Genomic DNA, 11608 nt, shown 5'->3' with positions numbered 1-11608 from the left:
TCGCCAAGAGCTTCACCGTCGTGTCGCTGGCCCGCATCCAGGTGGCCATCGATGCCAAGAAGCTCGACGCCAAGGCAACCGTGACGGCTGAATCGCTGGTTGCCGCAGGCGTCATCCGCCGCGTCAAGGACGGCGTGCGCATCCTCTCGGATGGCGAGATCAAGGCGAAGCTCGCCTTTGACGTCGCCGGCGCCTCCAAGGCCGCGATCGAGAAGATCGAAAAGGCCGGCGGTTCGGTCAAGCTGCCGCAGGAAAAGGCAGCTGCCGAGTAACGGCAATTTGAAGCGCGATCGGCAGGAGTGGGATCCGTTTTTGCTCACGATTGCGCTTTGATCTGCTCAACGAGGCGGCCGCGTCAACGCGGCCGCTTGCATGTTTAGAGCCCGGAGCTTATCTCGTGAGCTTCGGTGAAACGCGCCGCCTGACCTCAGGGCCATCAAGCGTTACCAAGCGGAGAATCAGGCATGGCTTCGGCTGCTGAACAATTAGCCTCGAATCTGAATTTCTCGGCCTTCGCCAAGGCGGAGGATTTGAAGAAGCGCATCTGGTTCACGATCGGTGCGCTGCTCGTTTATCGCCTCGGCACCTACATCCCGCTTCCCGGTATCAATCCCGACGCCTTCGCCCAGGCCTTCTCCTCACAGAGCAAGGGCGTGCTCGGCATGTTCAACATGTTCGCCGGCGGCGCCGTGCAGCGCATGGCGATCTTTGCGCTCGGGATCATGCCTTACATCTCCGCCTCCATCATCATGCAGCTGATGACCTCGGTCATCCCGTCGCTGGAAGCGCTGAAGAAGGAAGGCGAACAGGGCCGCAAGGTCATCAATCAATACACGCGCTACGGCACGGTGCTGCTTGCGCTGGTTCAGGCCTATGGCATTTCTGTCGGTCTGGAAGGCGGCAATGGCATCGTCAGCGATCCCGGCATGTTCTTCCGCATCTCGACCGTCGTCACGCTGGTCGGCGGCACCATGTTCCTGATGTGGCTGGGCGAGCAGATCACCGCCCGCGGCATCGGCAACGGCATTTCGCTGATCATCTTCTCCGGCATCGTCGCCGGCCTGCCGCACGCCATCTCCGGCACGCTTGAGCTTGGCCGCACCGGCGCGCTGTCGACCGGCCTGATCCTGGCGATTATCGTGCTGGCCGTCGTCGTCATCGCGCTCATCGTGTTCTTCGAGCGCGCCCAGCGCCGCTTGCTGATCCAGTATCCGAAGCGCCAGGTCGGCAACCGCATGTTCCAGGGCGATACCTCGCATCTGCCGCTGAAGCTCAACACGTCGGGTGTCATTCCGCCGATCTTCGCTTCGTCGCTGCTGCTGCTGCCGGCGACCGTCGCAGGCTTCTCGCAGACGACCAACATGCCGGCCTGGGCAAGCACCATCCTGGCCGCCCTCGGCCATGGCCAGCCGCTCTACATGGCGTTCTATGCGGCGATGATCGTGTTCTTCGCCTTCTTCTACACAGCGATTGTCTTCAACCCGAAGGACACCGCCGACCAGCTCAAGAAGCATTCAGGCTTCATCCCGGGTTATCGTCCGGGTGAGCGCACCGCCGATTACATCGATTACGTTCTCACCCGCATCACCGTCGTCGGCGCCATCTATCTGGTGCTGGTGTGCCTGCTGCCGGAGTTCCTGATCTCGGCGACTGGCGTACCATTCTACCTTGGTGGCACATCGCTTCTGATCGTGGTCAGTGTCACGCTCGATACGGTTGCGCAGATTCAGGGTCACCTGATCGCGCACCAGTATGAAGGCCTGATCAAGAAGTCGAAGCTGCGCGGGGGGAAGAAAGCCAGATGAGGTTGATATTGCTTGGGCCGCCAGGAGCGGGCAAGGGGACGCAAGCACAAAGACTGGTAGAAAAACACGGCATACCCCAGCTCTCGACGGGCGACATGCTGCGTGCTGCCGTCCAGGCTGGGACCGAAGTCGGCAAGCGCGCCAAGGCGGTGATGGATGCCGGTGAACTGGTGTCCGACGCCATCGTCAACGCGATCGTCGCCGAGCGTATCGATCAGCCCGACTGCGCCAATGGGTTCATCCTCGACGGATATCCACGTACCCTGGTGCAGGCGGACGCCGTTGAGCGGATGCTTTCGGATCGCTCCCAGGGCCTCGACGCCGTCGTTGAGCTTGTCGTCGACGACAAGGCGCTCGTCGGCCGAATAGTCAAGCGCGCCGACGAGGCACAGGCGGCCGGTCTACCCGTTCGCAAGGACGACAATCCGGCCGTGTTCGAGGAGCGTCTGAGAGAGTATTACAAGAAGACGTCGCCGCTGATTGGCTATTACTATGCCAAGGGCAAGCTCCGGAGTGTCGATGGCATGGCCGATATCGATGCCGTGACGGAGCAGATCGAAGCGGTGCTCAAGGACGCAGCGCGGGGAAATTAACGATTGCACTTGACGGAAGCGGTTCGCTGCGGTATGGCGGCCCGTCTTCCTATCAGGTATAGGCTTTGCTTGTCCGCAAGGGCAAGGCAGCCGCTTTGAACTGGAAACTCCCGCATGGGCCGGCCTCCACCGGACGCGGGGCAACTTAGCGCCGGGCCTGCCTTTTTAGAAGGTTGGCCGGCCCACATGGAGAAGAGAAGAATATGGCTCGTATAGCCGGCGTCAACATTCCGACCAACAAGCGCGTCGTCATTGCGCTTCAGTACATTCACGGCATTGGCAAGCGGTTCGCCCAGGAGATCGTCGACAAGGTCGGCATCCCGGCCGAGCGTCGCGTCAACCAACTGACCGACGCGGAAGTGCTGCAGATCCGCGAAACCATCGACCGCGATTACCAGGTTGAAGGCGACCTGCGCCGCGAAGTCTCGATGAACATCAAGCGGCTCATGGACCTCGGCTGCTACCGCGGTCTGCGTCACCGCCGCTCGCTGCCGGTGCGTGGCCAGCGCACGCATACCAATGCGCGCACCCGCAAGGGCCCGGCCAAGTCGATCGCCGGCAAGAAGAAGTAAGTCAGCGAATAGCGAGTAGCCAATAGCGAGTAGGGGACCCTATTCGCTAACCCCTACTCACTACTCGCTTTCCTAGGTGGAGCCGCTGGCATTACGGCGGTGTAGAGATCAACTGAAAGGACTATCATGGCCAAGGAAGCCGCTCGTGTTCGCCGTCGCGAACGCAAGAACATCTCGTCGGGCGTTGCCCACGTCAATTCGACCTTCAACAACACGATGATCACCATCACTGACGCGCAGGGCAATTCGATTGCCTGGTCGTCGGCCGGTGCCCAGGGCTTCAAGGGTTCGCGCAAGTCGACCCCGTTCGCTGCCCAGATGGCTGCCGAGGATGTTGCCAAGAAGGCCCAGGAACACGGCATGCGCATGCTCGAAGTCGAGGTCTGCGGACCCGGCTCCGGTCGTGAATCGGCACTGCGCGCCCTGCAGGCGGCCGGCTTCACCATCACCTCGATCCGTGATGTGACGCCGATCCCGCACAATGGCTGCCGCCCGCGCAAGAAGCGTCGCGTCTAAGCATTTACCGAACGCCGCGCGAGCGCCCCTTGGGCGTTCCTCCGCGGCATTCCAGGTCGCCCGCCACGATTGGATGGTGGCGGGTCAACGGAAGGAAAGCATCATGATCCAGAAAAATTGGCAGGAACTCATCAAGCCGAACAAGATCGAGTTCTCGTCGAAGAAGAAGACGCTGACCACGCTGGTCGCCGAGCCTCTCGAGCGTGGCTTTGGCCTGACGCTGGGCAACGCGCTGCGCCGGGTGCTTCTGTCTTCGCTGCGCGGTGCGGCTGTTACCGCCGTGCAGATCGACGGCGTTCTGCATGAATTCTCGTCCATCGCCGGTGTGCGTGAGGACGTGACCGACATCGTCTTGAATATTAAGGAAATCGCCATCCGCATGGAAGGCGATGGTCCCAAGCGCATGGTCGTTCGCAAGCAGGGACCGGGTGCGGTTCTTGCCGGCGACATCCAGACGGTTGGCGACGTCGAGATCCTCAACCCCGACCACGTCATCTGCACGCTGGACGAAGGCGCTGAAATCCGCATGGAATTCACCGTCGACACCGGCAAGGGTTACGTGCCGGCCGACCGCAACCGCGCCGAAGACGCGCCGATCGGCCTGATCCCGGTCGACAGCCTTTATTCGCCGGTCAAGAAGGTCTCCTACAAGGTCGAGAACACCCGCGAGGGCCAGGTTCTCGACTATGACAAGCTGACCATGACGATCGAGACCGACGGTTCGATCACCGGCGAGGACGCAGTGGCTTTCGCCGCCCGCATCCTGCAGGATCAGCTCGGCCTGTTCGTCAACTTCGACGAGCCGCAGAAGGAAGTCGCTGCCGAGGCCGTCACCGAGCTCGCCTTCAACCCGGCGCTGCTCAAGAAGGTCGACGAACTCGAGCTTTCGGTGCGTTCGGCCAACTGCCTGAAGAACGACAACATCGTCTATATCGGCGACCTGATCCAGAAGACCGAAGCCGAGATGCTGCGCACCCCGAACTTCGGCCGCAAGTCGCTGAACGAGATCAAGGAAGTCCTGGCGGCGATGGGCCTGCACCTCGGCATGGAAGTGCCGGACTGGCCGCCGGAAAACATCGAAGACCTCGCCAAGCGTTACGAAGACCAATATTGAGCATGAATTCCAAGGATCGGCGGCGTGGGCCGCTCGATCCGACGGTCATGCGGAAAACCATCAGAGGCCGCGGCCTCTTGAACAACTGAAGAAGGAAAAGAGCCATGCGCCACGGTTTCAAAGGCCGCCGCTTCGCCCGAAGCATTAGCCATCGCAAGTCGATGTTCGCCAACCTCGCCGTGTCGCTGCTCGAGCACGAGCAGATCGTCACGACCTTGCCGAAGGCGAAGGACCTGCGTCCGATCGTCGAGAAGCTGGTGACGCTCGGCAAGCGTGGCGACCTGCACGCCCGCCGCCAGGTCATTGCCCAGATCGGCAATGAAGGCGTCGTCAAGCGTCTGTTCGACACCATCGCGCCGCGCTATGCCGATCGCAATGGCGGCTATCTGCGCATCATGAAGGCGGGCTTCCGTCACGGTGACAACGCCGCCATGGCTGTCATCGAGTTCGTCGATCGCGACGTCTCGGCCAAGGGCGCCGGCGACCGCGCTCGCATCGAAGCCGAAGGTGCCGACGCGGACGCCGCAGCCGCATAAGGCTCGGTTTTCCCAAATGAGTTCAAAGGGGCCTGCGGGCCCCTTTTTTATTTTCTGAAAGCAGCAAACCGCGGCGGAATCCGATTTCCTGGCTTGCCCTTGGGCTTTTGGCCCAAAATAGTCGGATTTCAGCGGCTTAGCCTTTCATTTTGCACAATCGTCGGGACAATGCCCCCGAACTTGCCTTGGAGGATTCGCGAATGCGCGCCAGAAGACTGCCCTTTGTTCTGCTTTTCGCCATCATGGCGTTTGCGGCCGCACCGGTGGTCAGGCAGGCATTGGCCGAGGAGACCAAGACCGATCCCGGCCTGTCCGATGTCCTGACCGACCTGCTGCATGGCGTCGAGGGCGAGAACGCCACGGCTGGTCCCGACAAGCGCGTACCCTTCGGCCGCGAGGAGGTGCAGCTGTCGTTTGCACCGCTGGTCAAGCAGACGGCGCCCGCCGTGGTCAATGTCTATGCCTCGCAGACCGCCAAGGTGACGTCGCCTTTCGACGGCGATCCGTTCTTCGAGGAATTCTTCGGCCGCTCGCAGCCGCGTGCGCAGTCTTCGCTGGGTTCCGGCGTGCTGGTCGATCCGACCGGTGTCGTGGTCACCAATTACCACGTCATCAAGGATGCCGATCAGGTCAAGGTTGCGACTGCCGACGGGCGAGAGTTCGACAGCAAGGTGTTGCTCAAGGACGAGACGCTCGACCTTGCCGTGCTCAAGATCACCTCGGACAAGCCGTTTCCGGTCATTGCCATTGGCGATTCCGACGCGCTTGAGGTCGGCGACCTGTTGCTGGCCATCGGCAATCCCTTCGGCGTCGGCCAGACCACCACCAGCGGCATCGTCTCGGCGCTGGCCCGAAGCCATATCGGCGTTTCCGATTCAAGCTTCTTCATCCAGACCGACGCCGCCATCAATCCGGGCAACTCCGGCGGCGCGCTGATCAACATGGGCGGCCAGCTGGTCGGCATCAACACGGCCATCTACAGCCGCAGCGGCGGCTCGATCGGCATCGGTTTTGCCATTCCCTCGAACATGGTTCGTGCCTTTGCCGACGCGGCCAAGGCCGGGCTCGATTTCTTCGAACGGCCCTATATCGGCGCCGAGTTCGAAGCGGTGACGCCGCAGATCGCAGAATCGCTCGGCATGGAGAAGCCGACCGGTGCGCTGGTTTCGTCGGTCGAAGCGACCGGACCGGCCGCCAAGGCAGGGCTCAAGCCTGGCGACGTGGTGCTGCAGCTCAACGGCAAGCCGGTCGAGAGCATCGAAGCGCTGGACTACCGGATGGCGACGCTGTCGATCGGCACCACCGCCAATTTCGCGGTTCTGACCAAGGGCCAGCAGGCGGCGATGGATATCGCGCTGGAGCGTGCTCCGGAAGGCATGAAGGCTGCCGAGGTGACGCTGCATGGCCGCAGCCCGTTCTCGGGCGCCAAGGTCGCGGAGCTGTCGCCCCGGCTCGCGCAGCGGCTTGGCCTGCGCACGGACATCAAGGGCGTCACCGTGGTCGACATCAACCGCGATTCACCGGCCGCCGATTTCGGCTTCCAGCCGGGCGACATCGTGCGCGAGGTGAACGGCACCACCATCGATACCGCGGCGACCCTGGAGCTGGCGGCCAAGACGGATACGCGCTGGTGGCGCTTTACCGTCGAGCGCGGCGGGCAGATACTGCGTCAGGTGTTGCGTTATTAGGGCTGGGTTCCGTGCATTCGGGCTCATGCTCCAACGAAAAAGAAGTGCATGGCCGATCTGTTCAGCGTCGATGAACCGGAAAAGACGCCGCCCGGGCGGCCGCTGGCCGACAGGCTGCGGCCGAGAAACCTTGGCGAGGTCGTCGGCCAGGAGCATCTGACCGGGCCTGACGGCGCGCTGACCCGGTTGATCGGTTCCGGCTCGCTCGGCTCGATGATCTTCTGGGGGCCGCCCGGCACCGGCAAGACCACGGTGGCGAGGCTGCTTGCCGGCGAAACCAGCCTGGCCTTCGAGCAGATATCGGCGGTTTTTTCCGGCGTCGCCGACCTGAAGAAGGTGTTCGAATCAGCCAAATTGCGCCGTGCCAATGGCCGCCAGACCTTGCTGTTCGTCGACGAGATACATCGCTTCAACCGCGCCCAGCAGGATTCCTTTCTCCCGGTCATGGAAGACGGAACTGTCGTGCTGGTTGGCGCCACAACCGAAAACCCGTCCTTCGAATTGAATGCCGCCTTGTTGTCGCGCGCGCGCGTTTTGGTCTTCCACTCGCTTGGCGAGGAGAGCATCGCCAAGCTGATGGCGCGGGCGGAGGAGACCGAGGGCAGGGCGCTGCCGCTCGACGATGAGGCGCGGGCCATGCTCATCCGCATGAGCGATGGCGACGGCCGCGCCTCTCTTACCCTCGCAGAGGAGGTCTGGCGGGCGGCAAAGCCCGGCGAGGTCTTCGATCCCGAGGGTCTGCAGCGCATCGTCCAGCGCCGCGCGCCGATCTACGACAAGGGCCAGGACGGCCATTACAACCTGATCTCGGCGCTGCACAAATCGGTACGCGGTTCCGATCCTGACGCGGCCCTCTATTATCTTGCGCGCATGTTCGATGCCGGCGAGGATCCGCTCTATCTTGGTCGCCGGCTGGTGCGCATGGCCATGGAGGACATCGGCCTTGCCGACCCGCAGGCGCTTGTCGTCGCCAACGCCGCCAAGGATGCCTACGACTATCTCGGCTCGCCCGAAGGCGAGCTCGCCTTTGCCGAGGCCACCGTCTATCTCGCCACCGCACCCAAATCCAATGCCGTCTACAACGCTTTCAAGGCGGCCACGCGGGCCGCCAAGGAACACGGCTCGCTGCTGCCGCCCAAGCACATCCTCAACGCGCCGACCAAGCTGATGAAAGAGGAGGATTATGGCGCCGGCTATCGCTACGACCATGACGAGCCGGACGCCTTTTCCGGGCAGGATTATTTTCCGGAGAAGATGGGCCGCCAGACCTTCTATGATCCGCCCGAGCGCGGCTTCGAGCGCGATATCAGGAAGCGGCTCGACTATTGGGCGAAGCTGCGCAAGGAGCGGGAATAGCAGGCTTGCGTGAGGCCATTGACCTGCTTCCCAGGCAGCCAGCCGGCCACGATAGCAGGGCCGTTGTGTGGTAACCCAAAAAACCTTATCAAGGCGCACGGCCGGGCGGTGGCCGTTGCCCTGATTTTGGCACCTCATTCGCAACAGGATCGCGCTTCGCGCGTGGAAAAATGACAAAAACCCTTCGCAAGTCCCTTCGCAAATTCGCCATTGCCATCCCGCTTCTCGCCCTTGGCTTCTATTTCATTCCCATCCTGACGACGATCTTCATCATCTGCGGCCTGATCGACGTGCTGCGCAACGACCGCAAGGATCTGTCGCTGTTCTCAGGCTATTTTCTCGGCAACGGCCTGTTCACCTGGCTGCTTTCACCGTTCAACCTGGTGGTCGACCTCTTGTGCTACAGAAATCCGGGTGTCTGGAAGCTGGAGCAGTTTCCCGCCGACTATCAGCGCGAGGTCAACGAGGTCCTGGACATCTTCAAGGCGCGCAAGGATGAGATCATCGCCGATATCGATGCCAATTTCGGCGCCGGCCGGCGCGGCATGTATGTCTACCAGTGGTACGGCAAGCACAAGATCGACAACGTCGCCGAGTTCAACAAGGATTTCAAATACATCAAGACCATCGCCGTTTCCGTCTTCAGCAAGCGCGAATCGACGTCCTGGCATTTCGGCCCGTTGCGGCTCAGCCTGCGCATTCTCTACAATCTGATCCCGGTGAAGTCGGAGATTTTCGTCGAGTGCGGCAGTGTCAAGAATTACTGGTACGACAATCCGCTGTTCATCTTCGACGACACGCTGCTGCATCGCTCGGTCAACGAGTATGACGGCCGCCGCTACTGCGTGTTCATGGACATCATCAGGCCATCCCCGGTTCCCCGCCTCATCGCGGGCATGCTCGCCATTGTCTCGGTGAGCGTCGAGCGCATCAATTCCATGTTCTACAAGAACTGGAAGATGATCGGTTCGACCAAGCCGAAGAACGCCGGGACGACCTGAGCTCGAGAAATCGATGCTGCCGGCTCTGCCGGCAGCATTTGCGTGCCCTGCATGTGTGCGTTCCGGCCATCCCTTGTGGCCCGCTCATGCGCTGGAACGGCTCCCGGCTCCTTGAACGGTAGTCCCGGGCTGACTTTGATAGTTCTGACTCTTCTCCTTCTGGCGGCCGCAAGTGACGAAGAACAAATCTCTTGGATTTTGGGCAGCGACATATGTGTGCACCGCTCTTCTGGGAGTTGCTCTTGCTCTCAGCTATGTAGGGCTTGAACAGCCAGTCTATTACTGGGACTTCGCTGCCTATTTCGACACGTTTAGCCGGCAAGGCACGCTCTTGGTCCAGAGTCCTCTCGAGTGGCTCAGCCATTTGAGAACCTCGATCGCCACGGATGACTACAGTGCGGCGATCCTGGTGCCGCTTATGCCGTTTCACATCGTTTTTGGCGATTCGCGGTTTTCCTACATCGCCGGGATAGTCGCTGTTTATCTGGTCCCAACCGCTCTTCTCGTCGGCAGAATAAGCTATCTGGAGGCGGAGACCGGGACATCTTCATGCCGAAGCTGGCTCACCGTATGGATTGCGGCCTTTCTCTACACGCCCTTCTGGGCGGCGACGCTTCGTGGGTTGCCTGACATTGCCGGCTGTCTCGCGCTTTGCGCGGCAACCTATTCTGTCTGGAAATCGAGGTTCCTGACCCATGAACCGGTGATCAGCGGAATACGTGTCGGCGTATGCCTGTGGTTGGCATTCGTGCTGCGCCGCTGGTACGCCTATCCCGTCATCGGGGTCGGAATTTCCGCAGCCTTCTTCTGTTTTCTGCAGGTCGCCAAAGACCGCGACTTTCCGGCACTCCGCAATGCCGCCGTCGGGGGCCTGTGTGCGATCCTCGTGGTTGTCGGAGCCGCGCTGACCTTCCAGCAACCCCTAATCCTCAAGATACTGGGAACCAGCTATGGCGACCTTTACAGCGGGTACAAGACGGGCTTCGTTTCGCAGGTTGACCAGGTAGGATCGCGGCTCGGCTATGTGAACTGGCTGTTGATCGTATTTGGCCTTTACATCTCAATCATACGCCAAAACAGATTTTCCCTGTTCTGTGCCGTTGCTTCGGCACTCACCTTCTTCCTCTTCACCCGCATGCAGGACCCGGATCGCCATCATTCGGTGCCACTGTTTCTTTGGCTCTTTCCTGCCTACGCCCAGGCAATCGTTGCGATCGTTTCGATGCCGGCGCTGAGATCGCGATGGTCGAACGCCGCGATAGCCGTTGCCGCCGTGCTGGCGTTTTTCGGTACTTTTTTCCCAATTGGCCGCCAGGTGCTGTCACCGATCAGCTACGTCTTTGCCAGGGAAGCCACGCTCCCGCTGCAACTCGACAATCTTCCAGAATACAGGCGCCTTATCGATGACCTTCTTGGAAAGATGGGACCTGGGGACCGGTTGTCGGTATTTGCGTCCAGCGGGATCATGAGCGACTCATTGCTCTATGAAATGGACAAGGACCTTTACCCTCGCATCGAGTGGGCTTGTCAGGTCGATAGTCGCGATCGGTTCAGACCGGCGGCGTTGAAGTCCAAATACGTTGTCGTGACAGATCCGCCCGTCATCCATCTGCAGCCGGGTGCGCAGCTCTGTGTCTCGATACCGGATCAATACATTGTCGAGGGCAAAGGCATCGGCGCAGCATACAGGCGCATCGCGGCGTACCGGCTGTCCGGCGACATCAACGGCTACCTTTACGAACAGGTGCGTCCTATCGGCAAAACGGAGATCGATGACCTCTATGACGAGTTCAGGAAAAAATATCCGGGATGGGCAACGCCTGAGTGGTGACGAGCTCGGCTGATCCGGGCGGTTGCGCCCACAACGAGGGATTGACCGGGCAGCCCTGTGGGGGCAGTAAACGGTCATGTTAAATCTGCTTCTCGTCGTGGTCGGCGGCGGTATCGGCGCCGGTATCCGCCACCTGACCAACATAGGCGCGCTGCGTTTTGTCGGCCCCAACTATCCCTGGGGCACGATGGCCATCAACATCATCGGCTCCTTTGCCATGGGGCTGTTCATCGCCTCCATGATGCGCCGTGGCGGATCGAACGAGGTCAGGCTGTTCGTTGCTACCGGCATTCTTGGCGGCTTCACCACCTTCTCCGCCTTTTCGCTCGATTTCGCGACGCTGTGGGAGCGGGGAGCCACGCTGCCTGCGCTGGGTTATGCCCTTGCCAGCGTCATTGGCGCCATTATCGCCCTGTTTCTGGGACTTTGGCTCGCAAGAAGCCTGCCTTAGTGCTATTGCCGCGCCAAGAACAGGCCGAGCTTGGCTCGGGAAATGGATAAGCGACAAAAAATATGGCAGGCGTTGAACAGATTACGGTGGAGGCCGGCGAGGCGGGCATGCGGCTCGATCCCTGGTTCCAGACCCATTTGCCCGG

The 11608-nt window shown here is 61.1% G+C and carries 12 protein-coding genes; all 12 read left to right on the top strand.

All coding sequences use genetic code 11. The features are described from left to right. On the top strand, nt 1–272 hold a 272-nt coding region (locus EN943_RS28790; RefSeq protein ID WP_164778426.1), incomplete at its 5' end, for an uL15m family ribosomal protein. A 192-nt stretch (nt 273–464) separates the two neighbouring features. Further along, nucleotides 465–1805, top strand: coding sequence for a preprotein translocase subunit SecY (gene secY / locus EN943_RS28785; RefSeq protein WP_127260177.1), 1341 nt, complete (start codon nt 465–467; stop codon nt 1803–1805). Next, the gene (locus EN943_RS28780) at nt 1802–2398 is read left to right on the top strand and encodes an adenylate kinase (protein WP_127415569.1); all 597 of its coding nucleotides are present in this window, start codon (nt 1802–1804) and stop codon (nt 2396–2398) included. The genes secY and EN943_RS28780 overlap by 4 nt, the downstream gene beginning before the upstream one ends. A gap of 203 nt (nt 2399–2601) precedes the next feature. Beyond that, entirely contained in the window at nt 2602–2970 is a 369-nt protein-coding gene (gene rpsM / locus EN943_RS28775) for a 30S ribosomal protein S13 (protein WP_013531437.1), read from the top strand. A gap of 126 nt (nt 2971–3096) precedes the next feature. Continuing rightward, nucleotides 3097–3486 (top strand): 30S ribosomal protein S11, encoded by a 390-nt coding sequence (gene rpsK, locus EN943_RS28770; RefSeq protein WP_006205444.1) that lies wholly within the window; start codon nt 3097–3099, stop codon nt 3484–3486. 103 nt (nt 3487–3589) lie between these two features. Continuing rightward, a complete protein-coding gene (locus EN943_RS28765) occupies nt 3590–4600 on the top strand; it encodes a DNA-directed RNA polymerase subunit alpha (RefSeq protein WP_013531438.1) in 1011 nt (336 codons plus the stop codon). Between the two features lie 104 nt (nt 4601–4704). Further along, nucleotides 4705–5136 (top strand): 50S ribosomal protein L17, encoded by a 432-nt coding sequence (gene rplQ, locus EN943_RS28760; protein WP_127415568.1) that lies wholly within the window; start codon nt 4705–4707, stop codon nt 5134–5136. 200 nt (nt 5137–5336) lie between these two features. Continuing rightward, nucleotides 5337–6824 carry a DegQ family serine endoprotease gene (locus tag EN943_RS28755; protein WP_127415567.1) on the top strand — a complete coding sequence of 496 codons (1488 nt, stop codon included), beginning with the start codon at nt 5337–5339 and terminating at the stop codon, nt 6822–6824. Nucleotides 6825–6872: 48 nt separating this feature from the next. Continuing rightward, the gene (locus EN943_RS28750; protein ID WP_127415566.1) at nt 6873–8180 is read left to right on the top strand and encodes a replication-associated recombination protein A; all 1308 of its coding nucleotides are present in this window, start codon (nt 6873–6875) and stop codon (nt 8178–8180) included. 170 nt (nt 8181–8350) lie between these two features. Continuing rightward, the gene (locus EN943_RS28745; protein WP_127415565.1) at nt 8351–9181 is read left to right on the top strand and encodes an aspartyl/asparaginyl beta-hydroxylase domain-containing protein; all 831 of its coding nucleotides are present in this window, start codon (nt 8351–8353) and stop codon (nt 9179–9181) included. Nucleotides 9182–9353: 172 nt separating this feature from the next. Beyond that, on the top strand, nt 9354–11012 hold the full coding sequence (locus EN943_RS28740; RefSeq protein WP_127415564.1) for a hypothetical protein: 1659 nt from the start codon (nt 9354–9356) through the stop codon (nt 11010–11012). A gap of 76 nt (nt 11013–11088) precedes the next feature. Then, a complete protein-coding gene (crcB, locus tag EN943_RS28735; protein WP_127415563.1) occupies nt 11089–11463 on the top strand; it encodes a fluoride efflux transporter CrcB in 375 nt (124 codons plus the stop codon). Nucleotides 11464–11608 lie beyond the last annotated feature (145 nt).

The organism is Mesorhizobium sp. M7A.F.Ca.US.006.01.1.1 (genome assembly GCF_003997935.1).
GTDB lineage: Bacteria > Pseudomonadota > Alphaproteobacteria > Rhizobiales > Rhizobiaceae > Mesorhizobium.
This window is presented reverse-complemented; position numbering and strand designations above follow the sequence as displayed.